This is a genomic window from Rhodoferax sp. GW821-FHT07F03, from assembly GCF_059418745.1.
Window position 1 is genome coordinate 76,746 of sequence record NZ_JBWKQM010000015.1, and the last position, 18,614, is coordinate 95,359.

Annotated in this window: 12 protein-coding genes and 1 pseudogene; 4 read left to right on the forward strand and 9 right to left on the reverse strand. The window is 61.7% G+C overall.

Translation table 11 applies throughout. From position 1 onward, the window contains the following. Positions 1 to 4: 4 nt before the first annotated feature. The gene (locus AC07R0_RS21790; RefSeq protein WP_495075088.1) at positions 5 to 997 is read left to right on the forward strand and encodes a response regulator; all 993 of its coding nucleotides are present in this window, start codon (positions 5 to 7) and stop codon (positions 995 to 997) included. A 182-nt stretch (positions 998 to 1,179) separates the two neighbouring features. On the opposite strand, the gene AC07R0_RS21795 is transcribed toward AC07R0_RS21790, so the two are convergent. Together AC07R0_RS21795 and AC07R0_RS21800 are read right to left on the reverse strand one after the other, a co-directional pair. Beyond that, positions 1,180 to 2,922 carry a methyl-accepting chemotaxis protein gene (locus tag AC07R0_RS21795; RefSeq protein WP_495106426.1) on the reverse strand — a complete coding sequence of 581 codons (1,743 nt, stop codon included), beginning with the start codon at positions 2,920 to 2,922 and terminating at the stop codon, positions 1,180 to 1,182. Between the two features lie 43 nt (positions 2,923 to 2,965). Next, positions 2,966 to 3,466 carry a chemotaxis protein CheW gene (locus tag AC07R0_RS21800; protein WP_495074928.1) on the reverse strand — a complete coding sequence of 167 codons (501 nt, stop codon included), beginning with the start codon at positions 3,464 to 3,466 and terminating at the stop codon, positions 2,966 to 2,968. Positions 3,467 to 3,755: 289 nt separating this feature from the next. Here AC07R0_RS21800 and AC07R0_RS21805 point away from each other — a divergent pair, with 289 nt between their 5' ends. Next, entirely contained in the window at positions 3,756 to 4,385 is a 630-nt protein-coding gene (locus tag AC07R0_RS21805) for a flavin reductase family protein (RefSeq protein ID WP_495099386.1), read from the forward strand. 92 nt (positions 4,386 to 4,477) lie between these two features. On the opposite strand, the gene AC07R0_RS21810 is transcribed toward AC07R0_RS21805, so the two are convergent. Further along, on the reverse strand, positions 4,478 to 6,130 hold the full coding sequence (locus AC07R0_RS21810) for a methyl-accepting chemotaxis protein (RefSeq protein ID WP_495106427.1): 1,653 nt from the start codon (positions 6,128 to 6,130) through the stop codon (positions 4,478 to 4,480). 308 nt (positions 6,131 to 6,438) lie between these two features. Here AC07R0_RS21810 and AC07R0_RS21815 point away from each other — a divergent pair. Further along, a pseudogene (locus AC07R0_RS21815) lies at positions 6,439 to 6,757 on the forward strand (flavin reductase family protein); the annotation flags it as partial. A gap of 183 nt (positions 6,758 to 6,940) precedes the next feature. Here the strand turns inward: AC07R0_RS21815 and icd are convergent. Continuing rightward, positions 6,941 to 8,203, reverse strand: coding sequence for an NADP-dependent isocitrate dehydrogenase (icd, locus tag AC07R0_RS21820; RefSeq protein ID WP_495106428.1), 1,263 nt, complete (start codon positions 8,201 to 8,203; stop codon positions 6,941 to 6,943). 195 nt (positions 8,204 to 8,398) lie between these two features. Between icd and dusA the strand changes: the two genes are divergently transcribed. Continuing rightward, a complete protein-coding gene (dusA, locus tag AC07R0_RS21825) occupies positions 8,399 to 9,373 on the forward strand; it encodes a tRNA dihydrouridine(20/20a) synthase DusA (protein WP_495106429.1) in 975 nt (324 codons plus the stop codon). A gap of 5 nt (positions 9,374 to 9,378) precedes the next feature. On the opposite strand, the gene AC07R0_RS21830 is transcribed toward dusA, so the two are convergent. The 5 genes from AC07R0_RS21830 to AC07R0_RS21850 all read right to left on the reverse strand — a co-directional run bounded on the left by AC07R0_RS21830 (position 9,379) and on the right by AC07R0_RS21850 (position 18,555). Continuing rightward, entirely contained in the window at positions 9,379 to 13,167 is a 3,789-nt protein-coding gene (locus AC07R0_RS21830) for a response regulator (protein ID WP_495106430.1), read from the reverse strand. Between the two features lie 293 nt (positions 13,168 to 13,460). Further along, a complete protein-coding gene (locus AC07R0_RS21835; RefSeq protein ID WP_495106431.1) occupies positions 13,461 to 16,172 on the reverse strand; it encodes a response regulator in 2,712 nt (903 codons plus the stop codon). Next, complete coding sequence (locus tag AC07R0_RS21840) at positions 16,160 to 17,251, reverse strand: SpoIIE family protein phosphatase (RefSeq protein WP_495106432.1); 1,092 nt, start codon at positions 17,249 to 17,251, stop codon at positions 16,160 to 16,162. The genes AC07R0_RS21835 and AC07R0_RS21840 overlap by 13 nt, the downstream gene beginning before the upstream one ends. 2 nt (positions 17,252 to 17,253) lie before the next feature. Further along, a complete protein-coding gene (locus tag AC07R0_RS21845) occupies positions 17,254 to 17,616 on the reverse strand; it encodes an STAS domain-containing protein (protein WP_495106433.1) in 363 nt (120 codons plus the stop codon). A 24-nt stretch (positions 17,617 to 17,640) separates the two neighbouring features. Next, positions 17,641 to 18,555 carry a protoglobin domain-containing protein gene (locus tag AC07R0_RS21850; protein ID WP_495106434.1) on the reverse strand — a complete coding sequence of 305 codons (915 nt, stop codon included), beginning with the start codon at positions 18,553 to 18,555 and terminating at the stop codon, positions 17,641 to 17,643. Positions 18,556 to 18,614: the final 59 nt, after the last annotated feature.

Genomic DNA, 18,614 nt, shown 5'->3' on the forward strand with positions numbered 1-18,614 from the left:
CGCCATGCCTGACCCGCTGGGCACCACGCTGGACCGTCGCAACAGCGACGTGGTGCTGATCGTGGACGACGTGCCCGACAACCTGGCCGTGCTGCACGACGCGCTGGACGAGTCCGGCTATACCGTGCTTGTCGCCACCCGGGGCGAAGCTGCACTGCAGCGTGCCGCCCAGGCCCTGCCCGACATCGTGTTGCTGGACGCGATGATGCCCGGCATGGACGGCTTTGAGGTTGCGCGCCGGCTGAAGGCGAATCCGGCCACGGCCCACATCCCCATCATCTTCATGACCGGCCTGACCGAGACCGAGCACCTGGTGGCCGCGCTGGACGCGGGTGGTGTGGACTACGTCACCAAGCCCATCAAACCCAAGGAGGTGCTGGCCCGCATGAATGTGCATTTGCAAGGCGCCCGCCAAGCCCGCCAGCAGGTGCACCAGGCCGGCCAGGCCCGCAATGCGCTGGATGCTTTTGGCTACGCCAGCATCACCGTGCGTGCCAGCGACGGCAAGCTGATGTGGCAAACCGCGTTGGCCCGCGATCTGCTGCTGGACTACTTTGGCACCAGCGCGCCGCAGACCCCGCAGCCAGTGGTGGACTGGCTGCAGCTGCATTTACCGGCGGCAGAACAGCAGATCGAGCCGCCGCGCCTGAGCTTCGAGAAGGGCGCGCGCCGCCTCAGCTTTCGCCTGCACCAGCAGACCGGCGACAGCGAGGGCGGTGGCGACTGGCTGATCGTGATGCGTGAGGTGTCCGACGCCGCCGTCATCGAGGCCATGAGCCTGAGCTTCAAGCTCACCGGCCGCGAGGCCGAGGTGCTGTACTGGGTGGTCAAGGGCAAGACCAACCGCGACATCGGCGAGATCCTGGGCAGCAGCCCGGCCACGGTGAAGAAGCACTTGGAGCGCGTCTACGTGAAGATGGGGGTCGAGACACGTACCGCCGCCGCCGGCATGGCCATGACCAAGATTCGCCAGCTGCACCCGCAGTTTGAGGGCTAGAACTTATAAGCTTTTATGCCTCTGGCGCAGGTATTGCCTGCGCTAGTAGCTATGAAATAGATAGTAATTAAATCGTTTGCAGCCTGCATAAACACCGAGGTCCCTGCCGGATGCTGATTCAGCACCCGGCAGGGACCTCGGTGTTTGCCGTTGGCGGGCCGTGTACCCGCCCGCCGGGGTTTTTAGAAGCTGCCCCAGCCATCAGTGCCGGTCGCAGCAAGCGCGGCTTTTTGTGTGAAGGGCTTGGGGGCTGCAAGCTTGCTGGTAGCGAACGTGGGGCGCACAACATTGTTGGTGCGTGTAGGGCTGCGCTGTTCTTGCCGGTGCGTGGTCGGCGTGGCGTTGGTATTTGTATGCGTACCCAGATTGAATACGGCCACCGACTGCAGCAATTGCTCGGCCTGGCTCTGCAGGCTGTTGGCGGCTGCGGCCGACTCTTCGACCAAGGCCGCGTTCTGCTGCGTGACCTGGTCCATCTGGGTGATGGCTTCGCCGACCTGGGCCACGCCCTGGCTTTGCTCGCTGCTGGCCGAGCTGACTTCGCCAATGATGTCCGTCACGCGACGGATGGCGGTGACCACCTCGGTCATCGTGGTGCCGGCCTTGGCCACCAGGGTGGTACCTTGCTCCACCTGGGTCACGCTGTTGTCGATCAGGGTCTTGATTTCCTTGGCGGCGGCGGCGCTGCGTTGCGCCAGGTTGCGTACCTCGCTGGCTACCACCGCAAAGCCCCGACCTTGTTCTCCGGCACGGGCGGCTTCCACGGCGGCATTCAGTGCCAGGATGTTCGTTTGAAAGGCGATGCCGTCGATCACGCTGATGATGTCGCTGATCTTCTTCGAGCTGTCGTTGATGCCCTTCATTGTGTCCACCACCTGGCTGACCACCTCGCCGCCTTGGATGGCAACAGTGGACGCATTGACGGCCAATTGGTTGGCCTGGTGGGCGCTGTCGGCATTCTGCTTGACAGTGCTGGAGAGTTCTTCCATGGAGGCGGCGGTTTCTTCCAGCGCGCTGGCTTGTTGTTCCGTGCGGCTGGACAGATCGCTATTGCCCTGGGCGATTTCGGCGCTGGCGGTAGCGACGCCATCGGCGCTTTGGCGCACATTGGACACCACGCTGACCAGGCTGTCCTGCATGGCTTTGAGCTGTGCCATCAGGCTGGTGCTGTCGCCGGGCTTGACGGTGATGGGCATGGTCAGGTTGCCTTGGGCCACGGCACGGGCCAGGTCTGCCGCAGCTGCGGGTTCACCACCCAGGGCGCCCACCAGGTTGCGGGTGATGAGAACACCCAATGCCACGGCTGCAGCCATCGCTACCAGGCTGGCGGTTATCAGCAAAAATTTTGCTTGGCTGTAGTCGGCTCCTGCGACGGCGACACTTTCGGCTCCACTCTTGACACTGAACTCTTGGTACTTTCTGGCTGCTGTAAGCAAGGCTGCCAGCAGGGGGCGGCATTCCTTGTTCATCTTGGCAATGGCTTCTTCTTTTTTGCCATCCAGCGCCAGCTTTACGATGTCGAGTGCCACTGGGCCATACAGGGTTTCGACGTGGTTGATTTCATCGACCAGGCGGCGTTCTTCGGCGCTGATCTGCGGGTTTTGTTTGATGGCGTTATTCAGTTTGAGCAGGGAATCCTGGGTGTCCTGGTGGGCCTGCGTCACAGCTTGTTGCTCTGCGGCAAGATCTTCGGGAGTGGTGACCAGTACCAGATTGCGTGCTGCGATGGCTCGGCGGTTGACCGCTCCACGCACATCTGCCACCAGTTGGGACTGGGCAACATTGACATGGTTGTATTCCGTGAAATGGTTGTTGGTGTTGTTCAATGTGAACAAGGCGGCGCAGGAGATGGCCAATACCAATGCAGCCAGTAGCCCGAAGGCAAAACCCAGTTGGCCTTTGACGGTGAAGTTCTTGAAGTTCATTTTGATTCCTCTTTGAATTGAATTGTTCGGAAATAACGGGCTACTAGTGAACGGTGAGGTTTTGGCTAAGTTCGGCGCTGCCCAGAAAGGATTCGGTATCCAGCAGGATCAACATCCGTTCTTCCAGATTGGCCAGGCCGGTGATGAAACCTTCGTCGGTACCCATCTGCAGACCGGGCGGCGGCTGGATGCAAGTGGGCTCCAGTTGCACCACGTCAGACACCGAGTCGACCACCACGCCGATGACTTGGTGGACGAGGCTTAAAACAATCACCACGGTGGACGCCGTATAGGCGGCTGTGGGGCAATGCAGCTTCAGCCGCAGGTCGATGATCGGCACGATGACACCGCGCAGGTTGATGACGCCGAGCAATTCGTCGGGTGCGTTGGCGATGTGCGTAGGCTGGGTGTACGAGCGGATCTCCTGCACTTTCAGGATGTCGATGCCGTATTCCACGGTACCGAGCTGAAACGAGAGGTACTCGCTGGTTGTGCCACGCGCTGTTGGCGCGCTGGTATTTGGGTGGGGGACCGGTTGGGTCATCGTGGCATCCTGGATGTGTGGGTAGATGTGTGTATTTTAATTTTTTCGTTTCATTTTTATCGTTAAAAAGTGCACATTTTGATAAAAAGGAACATTTAATATCAAATAGATCGTCTTATTGAAATAATTTGATATTAATGATTCATTTGCTCGTGGCGCATTGGTTTGTCGTAAGAAGGCTAGGGGTGTGCTCGTTTTTGCCGCTGCCCGCTTCGGCGCGGGTATGCATATTGCTGATGGCTTGTGAGGCCGTTGGCCCAGTTGCCTCTTCACCACTCCATGGCGTTCCATGAACATCGACTTTTCCACCCTGACCGAATACCAGCGCTACAAGATGATGGCGAGCCTGATCGTGCCGCGCCCGATTGCCCTGGTCACCACCCTGGGGCCTACCGGCGTGGTGAATGCCGCGCCCTTCAGCATGTTCAACATGATGGGCGAGGAGCCACCCATCGTCATGCTTAGCATCAACCGCCTGCAGGACGGTTACCTGAAAGACACGGCCGCCAACATCCAGCGCAGCGGGGAATTCGTGGTGCATATGTGCGACGAAGACCTGGCCGAGCAAATGCACCGCTGCGGCGAGCGCCTACCACCCCACGAGAGCGAGCTGGAAGCCGTGGGGTTGACGGCCGCGCCGTCCTGCGCTGTGGCGCCGCCGCGCATCGCCGAGGCGCCCGTGGCGTTTGAGTGCACGCTATGGGAAACGCTGGAGACCGACAGCCGCCAGATCTTCATCGGCCAGGTGCGCTGGATGCATGCGCGCGACGAGCTGATCGACACCGACACTTGGCGCGTGCGCCTGCAGCATTACCACCCGGTGGGTCGCTTTGGCGCCAGCTTCTATGTGAAGACGAATGAGCGCTACGCCCTGGAGGCACAGGCCCAGTCGCGCTCGACGCAGATAGACGAGATGTAAGTCGGTGTCTATAAACACCAAAGTCGATGCCCGTCGTAACAACGCATCGACTTTGGCCACTATCCGGAACATGCTGTCCCGGCGGAAGAAAGTTAGGCTTTCAGTCGCGCAGGAGCTTTTGCCTGGAATGTCGGGCGGGGCAAGTTGCTGGAGCGTCTGGCGGCGCGTTGTGGCGCTGCTACCGGGGTTGGGCTGTGGTTGTCGGCCGTACTTAGCTTGAAGGTGGCCACGGCCTGTAGCAGTTGCTCGGCCTGCCCCTGCAGGCTATTGGCGGCTGCGGCTGATTCTTCGACCAGGGCCGCGTTCTGCTGCGTGACCTGGTCCATCTGGGTAATGGCTTCGCCTACCTGCGCGACGCCCTGGCTTTGCTCATTGCTGGCAGAGCTGACTTCACCAATGATATCGGTCACTCGGCGGATGGAGGCCACCACCTCGGTCATGGTGCTGCCGGCCTTGGCCACCAGGGCCGTGCCCAGGTCGACCTGGGTCACGCTGTTGTCGATCAAAACCTTGATTTCCTTGGCTGCCGCCGCACTGCGCTGCGCCAGGCTGCGCACTTCGCTGGCCACCACCGCAAAGCCGCGGCCTTGTTCTCCGGCGCGGGCAGCTTCCACCGCGGCGTTCAGCGCCAGGATGTTCGTTTGAAAGGCAATGCCGTCGATCACGCTGATGATGTCGGAAATCTTTTTGGAGCTGTCGTTGATGCCCTTCATGGTGTCCACTACCTGGCTAACCACTTCACCGCCCTGTACCGCAACGGTCGATGCGTTCACGGCCAATTGGTTGGCCTGGTGGGCACTGTCGGCGTTTTGCCGTACGGTGCTGGAGAGCTCTTCCATGGAGGCGGCGGTTTCTTCCAGGGCGCTGGCTTGCTGCTCGGTGCGGCTGGACAGATCGTTGTTGCCCTGGGCGATTTCGGCGCTGGCTGTGACCACGCCTTCGGAGCCGTCACGCACATTGGATACCACGCGGACGAGGTTTTCCTGCATGGTCTGGAGCGCGCCCAGCAGTTTGCCGGCTTCGTCCTTGGTGTTGGATTCGATGCGCACACTCAGGTCGCCGGCTGCCACGCGCTCAATGGCGTCCACCGCCATCGTCAGTGGCCCGGCAATGGAGCGGATCAGCCAGATGGCCACCACAAGCGCCAGTGCCAATCCTGCCAAGCAAAATCCGATCAAGACGCTGCGTGCCGTAGCGTAGGCCCGTTCGGCAGTGGCGCTCTCGTCGACACCACCTTTGCTGTTGAGTTGGACCATCTTTAGCAGCGTGTCGCTGGAGCTGTCAAACAGCTTGCGCATCTCGCCCTCGAGCAGCTTCTTGGCGGCATCGTTTTCGTTCTTGCGCGAGAGAACGAGCATTTGTTGGTGGATTTGCATGTACTGCTTCCACTCTGAGGAAAAGCTGTCGTAGAGCTTTTGTTCTTCAGGGCTGCTGATCAGCTGGACATAGACTTTTTCATTTTTATCAAATTCTGCCAGCACGGCTGCCATGTCTTTTTCAATAGAAGCCATGGCCGCATCTTCTGTGTTCATGACGTGCTGAAACTCGGAGACACGGAGGTCCGAGGTGTTGGTATTCATCTGGTTAACCTTTTCCACGGCGGGCAACCAGTTGGAGGTGATCTCGTGTGTGCTCTTCCACATGGTGGCCATTTGCAACAGCGCGACAGCGGCAATTACCAGCATGAGCGCAGCCATCAATGTGAACATTGCCGTCAAACGGGTCGATATTTTGAGGTTTTTCATCTTGTATCTTGTATTTGGCGTAGTTGGGTGAGGCAATATTGATGCGGATACAGGTGCGCCGCGCTGCACAAGGGCTGTGCGATAGCTGACTGTGTGCTTTTCGATATCCAGCAAGACCAGCATGCGCTCTTTTTCGGCATAGTCAATCGTTCCAATCCCTGGAACTTGCGTTGCATCAAGGAAATCGTCAAATGCCGATGCGGGCTATAGCGATTGGGCCGGTTTCCATGGGTACACATATTGCGTTGACGCCGCATCTACTTGAACCTATGCGCGGGCCAGGCGTGGCTGATAGTGCTCACCGTCCCATGAACATCGACTTCGCCACCCTGACCGAATACCAGTACTACGAGATGATGGCCCGCCTGATCGTGCCGCGGCCGATTGCGCTGGTCACCACGTTGGGGTTACCGGGGCGGTCAACGCCGCACCGTTCAGAATGTTCTACATGAGGGCGAAGGGCCACCCATCGTCATGTTCAGCATCAATTGGCTGAAAGACGGTTACCTCATGGGCACGGCTGCCAGCATTCAGCGCAGCCAGGGAGGCGTGGTGCATATGTGCGACGAAGATTTAGCCGCGCAAACGCACCGTTGCGGCGAGCGCCTGCCGCCCCATATGAATAAGAGATTGCGTCATGTCGCCAGCGGGGTCACCCAACGGTTGATGGGGGGCACCGCCCTCCGCCAACCAGGTAACGTCAAAGCCGGAAGCAGCGGCAGCGGCTTGGCGCCAACCCTGTAGGGTTTTTTGCTGCAGGTACAAGCCGAGACCCGCAGCGACTGAGCGGGTTTCGGCTGGTGCTACGTGTTAAATCTGCTCCATTTGTTCAATCATCACATCGCCAAAGCCCGAGCAGCTGACCTGGATCGCGTCTGCCATCATGCGCGCGAAGTCGTAGGTGACCTTCTTGCTGGCGATGGCGGCTTTCATGGACGCGATGATCAGGTCAGCGGCCTCCAGCCAGCCCATGTGGCGCAGCATCATTTCGGCGGACAGGATGACGGAGCCGGGGTTGACATAGTCCTTGCCCGCGTACTTGGGCGCCGTGCCGTGGGTGGCCTCAAAGCAGGCCACTGAGTCGGACAGGTTGCCGCCCGGCGCAATGCCGATGCCGCCCACCTGGGCCGCCAGCGCGTCGGACACATAGTCACCGTTCAGGTTCAGCGTGGCGATCACGCTGTACTCGGCCGGGCGTAGCAGGATTTGCTGCAGAAAGGCGTCGGTGATCACGTCCTTGACGATGATCTGCTTGCCGTTCTTGGGGTTCTGGAAGCGCATCCAGGGGCCGCCGTCGATTTGCTCTGCACCGAATTCCTTCTGCGCCAGGCTGTAGGCCCAGTCGCGGAACGCGCCTTCGGTGTACTTCATGATGTTGCCCTTGTGCACGATGGTCACATTGGGCTTGTCGTTGTCTATGGCGTACTGCAGCGCCTTGCGCACCAGGCGTTCCGTGCCTTCGCGCGACACGGGCTTGATGCCGATGCCCGAGGTATGCGGGAAGCGGATCTTCTTCACTCCCATCTCGTCCTGCAGAAACTGGATCAGCTTCTTGGCCTTGTCGGACTCGGCTTCGAACTCGATGCCGGCGTAAATGTCTTCGGAGTTCTCGCGGAAGATTGCCATATTGATCTTCTCCGGCGCCTTGACGGGGGAGGGCACGCCGTCAAAGTACTGCACCGGGCGCAGGCAGACGTACAAGTCCAGCTCCTGGCGCAGGGCCACGTTCAGCGAGCGTATGCCGCGGCCCACCGGCGTGGTCAGCGGCCCCTTGATGGATACCAGGTATTCGCGTATGGCGGCCAGGGTTTCCTGGGGCAGCCATTGGTCAGGGCCGTAGATGGTGGTGGATTTTTCACCCGCAAAGATTTCCATCCAGTGGATCTTGCGTTTGCCACCATAGGCCTTGGCCACGGCAGCATCCACCACTTTCAGCATCACCGGGGTAATGTCCTGGCCCGTGCCATCACCTTCAATGTAGGGAATGATGGGGTTGGCCGGCACATTGAGTGTGGTGTCTGCGTTGACGGTGATTTTTTGGCCTTCAGCAGGTACGGTGATGTGCTGGTACATGGGGGTAAAACTCCGGAGGATTAGGAAACGGGCACGCAATGCTCCTGGCGGCAGCACTTGCCGAGGACTGCTTATAAAGTTTAACTTTAAACCCCTACTGCATCGGCATGGATGGCTTCTGTTGCGCGGCTCTGATCTAGATAGGGAAAAGCAGGACAATCACGGGTTAGCCTATTTCCCCAAGCCCTGCATTCCATGACGTCCCCTGCCCACAGTCCCTGGCGCCTGTCCGTTGCGCCCATGATGGACTGGACTGACGCGCATTGCCGCTATCTCCACCGTCTGATTTCCCGCCACACATTGCTTTATACCGAGATGGTGACCACCGGCGCCTTGCTGCATGGCGACGTGCCTCGGCACCTGCGCTTCAATGCCGAAGAACATCCGGTGGCGCTGCAGCTGGGTGGCAGCGAGCCGGCCGACCTGGCGCGTTGCGCTGTGCTGGGCGAGCAGTGGGGCTATGACGAGATCAATATTAACTGCGGCTGCCCCAGCGAGCGGGTGCAACGCGGTGCCTTTGGCGCCTGCCTGATGAACGAGGCGCCGCTGGTAGCCGACTGCGTGAAGGCCATGGTGGATGTGGTGGATGTGCCCGTCACGGTGAAGCACCGCATCGGCATCGATAAGACCGAGAGCTATGAGTTTGTGCGCGACTTCGTCGGCACGGTGGCCGAGGCTGGCTGCAGCACCTTCATCGTCCATGCGCGCAACGCCTGGCTGAAAGGCCTGAGCCCCAAGGAAAACCGCGAGATTCCCCCGCTGCGCTACGAGCTGGTGCACCGCCTCAAGCGCGACTTTCCGGCGCTGACGATTGCCATCAACGGTGGCATCACCACGCAGCAGCAGATTGCCGAGCAACTGGACCTGCTGGACGGTGTAATGGTGGGCCGCGAGGCCTACCACAACCCCTGGTCCATGGCGGGCTGGGACCAGGCTTTTTACGGTGCTGCGCCTAGCGAGGCTACGCGTGAATCCGTGGAAGAGCAGATGGTGGTTTATATGGAGCGCCTGGCCGCAGAGCAAGGCCTGGGTTGGTATGGTATTGCCCGCCACATGCTGGGTCTGCGCCACGGCCTGCCCGGTGCGCGCCGCTGGCGCCAGGTTTGGAGCGACCACCGCCTGAAAACCACGCCACCGCGCGAGGTGATGGCCCTGGCCCACGCCCACTGACAGGATTACTTCAGTTCGACCAGCGCGGTTTCAAAGTCGTAGTTGGCCATGGCAGCAGATACCGTGCGGTAGGTCTCCCCTAGCGCGTCTTGCAGCATGCCCTTGTGCTCTTGCCAGGTGTCCAGGGCCTCTGGGTCGCTGTCGGCCAGTTGCCGGCGTATCGTATCCAGCGTGGCAGCCAGTAGTACCGGGTCTGCTTCGGTGCTGGATGTCTTGGTGCTGGGTAGGGCTGCCTGTATGGCTTCAACCAGCGCGGCCAGCTGGCTTGCGACCAGGGCAAGCAGTATGGCCACGGCTTCTGCGGGTTCCCGGGCTTTCAGGGCGGCCTCCAGCTGATTCGCGGCATGTTGTAAATCGGTGGCTCCAATATTGCCGGCCAGACCTTTGAGGGTGTGGGCGTAGCGCTCCGCGCTGGTTGCGTCGTCCGCCTCCAGTGCTTGGGCTATAGCGCTGGCGGAGTGCGCCTGGCCATGGGCAAATTTGCGCAGCATCGATACATAGAGCGACTGTTTGCCCATGACGCGGCGCAGGCCCAGAGCGGTGTCCAGCGCGGCGATGTGCTGCGGCACGGCATCTGCTGGCGGCTCGGTAGCGACCTCTGGTGGCTTGACGTCCAGGCCCAGGCCGCTGCGGGGCAGTACCCACTGCGCCAGCGCACACCAGAGTTCATCGGGTTCTATGGGTTTGGCAACGAAGCCGTTCATACCGGCGGCCAGGCAGCGCTCGCGGTCTGCTTGCATGGCGTTGGCGGTCATGGCCACGATGGGCAGCGTGGCCGGCGCGCTGCCGGCGCCCAATTGGCGAATCGCCTCGGTAGCGGTGATGCCATCCATCACCGGCATCTGCATGTCCATCAACACCAGGTCGTAGGCCACTTGTTGAACCATGTCCACTGCGATTTGTCCGTTGTCGGCCATATCCACATGGAAGCCAGCGTACTTCAGCAGCTCGCCGGCAACCTGCTGGTTCAGCAGATTGTCTTCCACCAACAGGATGCGTGCACCGCGCAGCGGCGCCAGGCTGCGCAGTGCGGCACTGGTGTGCGCGGCCGTGTCTTGGGCCGGGCTGAGCGTCGTGTGCTGCCCCAGCGCGTTGACCATGGTGTCGAAGAGAAGGGAGGGGCTGACAGGCTTGAGCAGCACATTGGGAACGTGGGCATCACCTGCACCCAGCATGATTTCTTCGCGGCCGAAGGCCGTGACCAGCACGACCTGTGGTTCGGCTGGCAGCTTCAGGGCGCGCAGCCGCTGTATGGCTTGCAGCCCGTCCATGCCGGGCATTTGCCAGTCCATCATCACCAGATCGAAGGGGCTGCTGCTCTGGGCGCGGCTGCTGACAGCTTCCAGTGCCAGCGCACCGCTGGAGGCGGTTTCCACCACAAAATCCATGCTGCGCAGCATTTCGCTGAGCACCGTGGCCGCAGCGTCGTTGTCGTCTACCACCAGCACCCGGCGGCCACGCAGCTGCATGTCGCTCAGGTGTGGGCGTGCCACCCGTTGACCGAGTCCCATGCGGGCCGTGAACCAGAAGCTGGAGCCCTGGCCCGACGTGCTGTCCACGCCGACCTGGCCCCCCATGAGTTCCGCCAGGCGCTTACAGATCACCAGCCCCAGGCCCGAGCCGCCGTACTCCCGGGTGGTGGAACTGTCGGCTTGGCTGAAGCTTTGGAATAGACGGCCAATTTGCTCGGCGCTCAGGCCGATGCCGGTATCGCGCACGGTGAAGCGCAGAACGACGCCGCTGGGTGTGTACTCCTGCACACGCACCGAGATTTCAATCTCGCCATGCTCGGTGAACTTGATGGCATTGTTGGCGTAGTTGATCAGGATCTGGCTCAGCCGCAGTGGGTCGCCTACCAGCTGCTGCGGTACCTGGGCGGGCAGGTCGCACACCAGCTCCAGGTTCTTGGCCTGGGTCTTGTCGGCAATCACGGTGACCACATTGCCCAGCACCTGTTCCAGGTCGAAGGCGATGTGCTCCACCTGCAGCTTGCCTGCCTCGACCTTGGAGAAGTCCAGGATGTCATTCAATATGCCCATCAGGTGCTGGCCTGACTTGTAGATCTTTTGCAGGTAGTCGCGCTGGCGCGGGTCCAGGTCGGTTTTTAGCGCCAGGTGCGACATGCCGATGACGGCGTTCATAGGCGTGCGGATTTCGTGGCTCATATTGGCCAGAAAGTCGCTCTTGGCCTGGCTGGCCAATTCGGCTGCTTCTTTGGCGCGGCGCAGTTCGGTGGCGGTGGCGCGCTGGATGGAGATGTCTTCATAGACCCATACCACGCCTTCTTCGAGCTTCTTTGGATTGATGGCGCGGCCGTAGGTATGCACCCACAGTGGCGATCCGTCTTTACGCCGCAACTCCACGTCGCCTGAGAAGAATCCGCTGGCCTGCATGGCCGGGTTGACCCGCCGGCGGATGGCGGAGAGGGCTTTCTCGGACAGGAATAGCTCCTTGGTTCCACGCTGCAGCAGTTCGCCCGGGCCGTAGCCAAACATGCGCTCCATGGCCGAGTTGCAGCGCTGGATGGTGTAGTCCACGGCGAAGATTACGCCCAGGCTCACCGATTCGAAAATGGTTTCCTGCTCACGCAGTGCAACCGCCAGCCGTTCCTCGTACTGTTGCCGCGCCCGGTTGGTTTGCAGCAGGCTTTGGTTCATGTCGTTCAGCGAGGCCAGCAGCTGGCCCATCTCGTTGTTGTCATGCGGCAGCGGGGTGTCGTACAAGTTGCCGGCGGCAACCTGGCGTGCAATCTGCACGGCTTGCAGTACCGGTTCGCTGATGGATCGGCCTATGAAGTAGGCCAGCACCGCCAGCACAAGGTACAGCAAGGCGACCACGGTGAGCAGCGTGTACTTGGTGGTGGTCAGTGCGTCCAGGCGCTGGTCCAGGCTGCTTTGAAGTGCCAGGAAGGCCGCTTCTGTGAACCGGCTTTGGGTGTCGATGATTTCGTTCAAGGTCTGGAAATCGTCGGGCGCATTGCGGCCGAAGATCTCCGGCTGCAGGATGTGGGCATGCAGGTTCTTGTAGATGCGTTGCCAATGGAAGCTGCTGGCCAGCACCGGTGTCTGCAGCGGTTCGCGGAAGTCTGCGTTGGCGCGTACGGCTTTTTCCAGTGTGTTTTGCAGCTCGTCGAAGTCGTCGGTGATGCGGCCGATCTGGGCCGTCAGGTAGTTGCGCTCTTCGGCCGATACATCGATCTTGTTGATAAGTTCCACGCCCTTGTCACGCACTTGCGCCAGCGATTCCAGCAGCGAGGGAGATTCGATCAAGGCCACACGCTCCAGCAGATAACTCTCGGCGTGCGGGTCCAGGTTCAGACCGAAGTCGTCGGCCAGCTGGTCGTTGATCTTCGTCAGCAGGCGTATCAGCGTGGTGTGCTGGACAAAGCTCTGATCCTGCAGCGGGTGCTTGCTGTCCAGCGTGTCCTGCAGGTCCATCCACTCGGATTGGCATTGCTCCCACAGGGCGGAGATCACCGGCGTGCGTATGCCGGGCAGTTGGGACTGGACACGCGCCATCGCCGTGTGGACGCCGGCCCGTGCGTCACGCAGCCCGGCGGTGGGGCTGCTGGACGAGGTTTGTGCCACCAGTCCACGGTGTTTTTGCAGCTGCATCACCAGTGTCAGCACCGAGCGTATCGGCGGTACGCCCTGCAGCTCTTTGTGTAACGTGTCGGTGGTGGTGTTGGCCTCGCGCAGGTACAGGGCCATGGGCAAGGCCAGTAGCAACAGGCTGAGTAAACCCAGCAGGGCCACTTTCTGCGATATCAACCGGCGGTTCAGCCAGGCTTTCATGGTGCGCTGTTTCTAGTGCGGTGATGGTGTGCAGTATGGCCCGCCGCATGTGCGCGCCTCAGGGCGTTCGCACGTATTTGGGGTGCTATATATTCAATAGCTGCTTGCGTACGATTTATCTGCGCCGCAGGTCTATTTTCTTTGTAATTCATATCGGTTGGTAGACGGGCCTGATTTTTCGCTTGCAGCGCCAGGGTGGCGAGCTGCCAATATACCGAACACCGTGGATTGGAACTTTGAGCGTAATGGATATAGCGTAGCCAGTGGTCGACGGGTGACCTTCTGGAGCTGAGTCAGGCCTGCATGGCCTGGGATAGCTCTGTCAGTGCCAGTTCAAAGTCGTAATCCCGCAGGGCGGCTTCCATGTCGGCATGGCGGCCGCCCAGCACGGCTCTGAAGGGCTCGCGGTAGCGCTGGAAAACATCGCGCGCATCTGGGTCGTTGTCTTGCAGCTGAAGCACGAAGCGTTGCATCACTTCAGCAGGTATGGGGTCTGTGGCCCGGGCTGGGGACGGCGCCTTGCCCAGTACCGATTGGGTGGCCTGCACCAGGATATCCAGCGGCTGCTGCAGCAGTTGCAACAGGGCTTCCACTTCGGTCGGACTGCGTTGGTCTCGGATGGCGAACTCCACCTGGGCGGCGGCATGCTGCAGGCCCGCGGCGCCAATCGTGCCTGCTGCGCCGCGCAGGGTGTGGGCCAGGCGCTCGGCTATGGCGGGGTCGTTCTGCTGCAGGGCCAGGCGTATGCGTGTGCAGCAGTCATGTTGACCGTCGATGAACTTACCCAGCATGCTGCCGTAGAAGGACTCCTTGCCCATCATGTGCTCCAGCCCCATGGTGACGTTCAGCCCGGGCACCGCCCGCAGCCGGCTGGTCAGGGAGAGGGCTGGGCCGGGTGGGGCTGCTGCAATGGATGCCACGCCGCCCAGCCCGGCACGCGGGTGTATCCAGCGTGCCAGAGCCCGCCAGAGTTCTTCGGGGTCTATGGGCTTGGCGATAAAGCCTTGCATGCCGGCGGCGGCGCAGCGGTCGCGGTCCGCCTGCATGGCATTCGCCGTCATAGCCAGGATGGGCATCTGGGCGAAATCGGGGTTCGCGCGTATCGCCAGCGTGGCGTGGATGCCGTCCATCACCGGCATCTGCATGTCCATCAGCACCACGTCAAAAGCTTGTTGCACAGACCGCGCGCACACCATGTCGATGGCGATCTGGCCGTTGTCGGCCAGACTGACCTGGAAGCCCGCCTCTTGCAGCAGCTCGCTGGCCACCTGCTGGTTCAAGGGGTTGTCTTCCACCAGCAGGATGTGCGCGCCGCGCAAGGGGGCCAGCGCGGCCAGGGCTGAACTGCCGGCTGGGGACGCATTTTGTGCGCCTGCCTGTGGTGGGCGTGCGTCCAGCAGGCGCATCATGGTGTTGAACAGCACCGAGCCACTGACCGGCTTGTGCAGCAGTTCGTCGATAAAGGCCGCATGTTGGCCGTCGATTTCGTCTCGGCCATAAGCCGTGACCATTACGCGGCGTGGCAGCAGAGGCAGGCGCAGCGTCGTAATGCGCTGCGCGACCTCCAGCCCGTCCATGCCGGGCATCTGCCAGTCCAGCATCACGATGTCGAAGGGCGTGCCAGCGTCGGAGGCCAGCTGCAAGGCGTCCAGCGCCTGTGGGCCGGACGCGACCGAGGCCACGCTCAGGTTCAGCGCGGCCAGCATGTCCACCAGTACGGCACGGGCGCTGTCGTTGTCATCCACCACCAGTACCCGGCGTCCGCGCAGGTCGATACTGGGGGCCAGCCAGCGCGGACGCTGCTCGCCCAGGCCCAGCCGGGCGGTGAACCAGAAGCAGGAGCCCTTGCCTTTATCGCTGTACACGCCTACGTTGCCGCCCATTAGCTCGGCCAGGTTTTTGCTGATCACCAGGCCCAGGCCGGTACCGCCATACTGGCGGGTAGTTGAGCTGTCGGCCTGGCTGAAGCTCTGGAACAGGCGACTGATCTGCTCGGGCGTGAGGCCTATGCCGGTGTCGTGTACCTCGAAGCGCAGCAGGACCTGGGTGTCGCTGCGTTCTTCCATGCGTACGACGATATCGATTTCGCCGTCTTCGGTGAACTTGATGGCATTGTTGGCGTAGTTGATAAGGATCTGGCCCAGGCGCAGTGGGTCACCCAGCAGGCTTTGCGGCATGTCGGCTGGCACCTTGAACACCAGCTCCAGGTTCTTGCTCTGCGCCTTGTCGGCCACCACGGTGGCCACGTTTTCCAGCAGTTGGTCCAGCTCGAAGGCGGTTTGTTCCACACGCAGCTTGCCGGCCTCCACCTTGGAGAAGTCCAGTATGTCGTTCAGTATGCCCAGCAGGTGCTGGCCGGACTGGCGGATTTTGAGCACATACTCATACTGGCGCGGGTTCAGGTCGGTCTTCAGCGCCAGGTAGGACATGCCGATGATGGCGTTCATGGGCGTGCGGATTTCATGGCTCATATTGGCCAGAAAGTCGCCTTTGGCCCGGCTGGCTGCATCGGCTGCATCCTTGGCCAAGCGCAACTGCTCCAGCATGGCGCGCATATCACTCTCGGCCTGGCGGGACTCCATGAACAGCTCTTCGCGCGACTTTTCGGCAAACCGGGCCCGCAGGTCGTCCAGGCGCTCGGGGCGCAGCGTTTGCTGCAGGGCAAAGTACAGGCGCAGGCCGTGGCGGCCGTCTTTCTGGAAGGTTTCACTGTTGTGCACCAGACCGCGCAATACCAGTGCAGGCGCCGGCAGCGGCGTGCTGGCGCTGAAGCTCAGGCCGGCAAAATCGCGCAGCCCCAGGCGGTAGATGTCCATGGCCAGCTGCGGGTCTTGTCCATGGGCCAGCAGCCAGCGGCACATTTCGGAGGTGCATGCTGCCATGGGCGTGCAGTGTGGCGACGGGCCCTCGATGGCCAGCAGGGCATGCAAGACCTTGCTGCGCGCCTCCAGGCAGGAGTGGGCCGCATACAGCGACAGCTGGCCTATGCTGGCTACCGCTTGCACTTGAGCACGATGCAGCTGGCATCGTCTGTTGTTTTGCTGCCCTCGCGCAGCACATGCTCGGCAATTTGCTGTGCCGTACCCAGGCGGGCGCGGCGCAGCATCTGGCTGCTGATGGTTTCGCGTATGCCGTCCGAATAGAGCAGCACCACATCATCGGCATGCAGGGGGAAGCGTTGTACATGCGGCGAAGGGAAGCGTTCGCCCAGCACGCCGTCACGTGAGATGCCGGCCCAGGGGATGGCCCCGACGCAACGGATGCGGATATTACCCACGCCGGCAAACAACAGCTCGCCGCGTACCGCATGCACGAAGGCCACGGCTGCAGCTGCGCCCACCGTGCCTATGCAGTACTGGTGCATGCGCTGCAGCAGCTGGTCCGGTTGGGTGTTGCCGGCCGTGCGCACCAGGTCGGCCAGCGGCTCGGCTACCGCATGCGCGCGTTTGCCATGGCCCGATGCATCGATGCAGGCCAGTAGCAAGCCGTCCGGTACCTGTTGTGCCACTGTGCTGTCGCCGCACAGGTACTCCGGGTAGCGGGGGCGGTTGATTTCGGCCAGATCGAACGACAGCTTCGGGGCCTGGCCAGGCCCCGGTGCGGGGGCAGCCTGCAATGGGGCAGGGCCGGGCCGCGGCGGGGCGGCGGAGAGGGCCATGGTGTGGGCAGACTGGTTCAACCACTTGCGGGTTTGCACCTTGCAGCCCTGTCCGGGGGCGGACGCGATGTGGAACTCGGACACCATGCGGCGCACGCCGCTCAGACCCAGGCCCAGCGTGCCCGAGGAGCTGTAGTGTTCCTCCATGGCCAGGGCCACGTCGGCAATGCCCGGCCCGGCGTCTTCGGCCACGATGTCCACGCCATGGCGGTAGCCGCTGTGCACGGGCTGGATGCGGATTTGGCCTTGGCCCGCGTATTTCAGGATGTTGCTGCCCAGCTCGGCGACCACGGTGGCCAGCATCGTCAGGTCTACCGCCGAGTACTGCGCCAGTGCCGGCATGCGCCCCACTTGGGCCACGGCCATGCGCAGGTCCAGTGCGGACTGGATGCGGAAGGCGGCGCTGTCGTGGGTGCTGCCGGACATGGTTAATACGTACCCTGGGACGCCAGCAGCACGAAGGCGTCTTCCATGTGCATGCAAAACTGCTGGTCGCCGATGTTCGCACCGGCCTGGGCCAGAAAACTGGCAATACCCGGATTGAGCGCCACAAACACCACCTGCGCGCCCAGAAACCCCATCACCCGGGCCAGGGCCTGGATGCGCGAGAACTCATGCAGGTCCAGCACCGGCACGGCAGAGAAGTCGAGCACGGCCGCTGGCAGCCGTTTGTCCACCAGGCGCTCGGTTACGGCCTGGTGTAGCGCATCAAAGCTTTCGTCCCGCAAATCGGCCTGCATGGCCACCACCAGGCAGCCCTGCACCTCGGTCATGGAGACGTTGTGGAGCATGCTGGCGGACATGCCAACGCGTCCCTACGACCCGTTCCGGGGACGCAGGCCGCCGGTAAGTTGGGCGGTGGCGCTGACATCAGTTACGCCCACTGCGCGCAGCGCCAGCTCGAAGGCATCGCGCAGGGTGGCGGTGGTGCGTACTTCGCCGATCACCACGCCCAGCTCGACCATGGTGCGGGCGATGGAGGGCGACACGCCGGAGATGATGGACTCGCAGCCCATCAGCCGGGTGGCCTTGGTGATCTTGATCAGCTGGTTGGCCACGCCGGTGTCCACCGAGGCCACGCCGCTGATGTCCAGCACAAAGACCTTGGAGCGGCTCTCGGCGATCTTGGTCAGCGTCTTGTTCATGATCTCGGCCGTGCGCGTGGTGTCGATGATGCCCACCAGCGGCAGCAGCAGGATGCCCTCCCAGATCGGCGTGACCGGGGTGGACATTTCCATCATGGCCCGGCTGTGGTCGGCAATGCGTTCGCGTGCGATGCGCGAGATGGTGTCTATCACCAGAAATGTGTCCATCTTCAGCTGCTTGCTGATGGACAGGGCCATGTCCAACACCTCCTCGGTGGACAGGTTGGTAGTACGCAGTTTTTTCACCAGCATCTGGTAGAACATGCTGACACCGGCGAAGTAGATGTCGTTGGGCAGCTCGATATGGGCGTGGATGGCGCCCACATGCGTGCAGCGGGCCACGTAGAAGTCGTTGATCTCGGCGGCAAAGAACTGCTGCCAGTGGCGTACCTGCAGCTTGCGCACCCGGCCCACGTTGTCGCTGTCCGGAAAGAACTGCAGGTACTCCGGCTGCTTGCGCAGCCACACATACCACTCCTCCACAAATGCCTCCAGCTGGGGTTCGATGATGCTGCCTGCCTTGCGAACATGGTCTACATCTTGGGGGGTGATATTGAACTTTTCCAGCAACTCGTGCGATGTCATGGCGCTCCTTGGAGATGGCTCTGGCAGGGGGGCGGGCCGTATACGCGTTGGATATGCGC

Excerpts from the sequence above, each read along its gene's own strand:
- AC07R0_RS21805 (WP_495099386.1), top strand. The coding sequence starts at position 3,756 with ATGAACATCGACTTTTCCACCCTGACCGAATACCAGCGCTACAAGATG.
- icd (WP_495106428.1), bottom strand. The coding sequence starts at position 8,203 with ATGTACCAGCACATCACCGTACCTGCTGAAGGCCAAAAAATCACCGTC.
- dusA (WP_495106429.1), top strand. The coding sequence starts at position 8,399 with ATGACGTCCCCTGCCCACAGTCCCTGGCGCCTGTCCGTTGCGCCCATG.
- AC07R0_RS21795 (WP_495106426.1), bottom strand. The coding sequence starts at position 2,922 with ATGAACTTCAAGAACTTCACCGTCAAAGGCCAACTGGGTTTTGCCTTC.
- AC07R0_RS21800 (WP_495074928.1), bottom strand. The coding sequence starts at position 3,466 with ATGACCCAACCGGTCCCCCACCCAAATACCAGCGCGCCAACAGCGCGT.
- AC07R0_RS21845 (WP_495106433.1), bottom strand. The coding sequence starts at position 17,616 with ATGCTCCACAACGTCTCCATGACCGAGGTGCAGGGCTGCCTGGTGGTG.
- AC07R0_RS21850 (WP_495106434.1), bottom strand. The coding sequence starts at position 18,555 with ATGACATCGCACGAGTTGCTGGAAAAGTTCAATATCACCCCCCAAGAT.
- AC07R0_RS21830 (WP_495106430.1), bottom strand. The coding sequence starts at position 13,167 with ATGAAAGCCTGGCTGAACCGCCGGTTGATATCGCAGAAAGTGGCCCTG.
- AC07R0_RS21840 (WP_495106432.1), bottom strand. The coding sequence starts at position 17,251 with ATGTCCGGCAGCACCCACGACAGCGCCGCCTTCCGCATCCAGTCCGCA.
- AC07R0_RS21810 (WP_495106427.1), bottom strand. The coding sequence starts at position 6,130 with ATGAAAAACCTCAAAATATCGACCCGTTTGACGGCAATGTTCACATTG.
- AC07R0_RS21790 (WP_495075088.1), top strand. The coding sequence starts at position 5 with ATGCCTGACCCGCTGGGCACCACGCTGGACCGTCGCAACAGCGACGTG.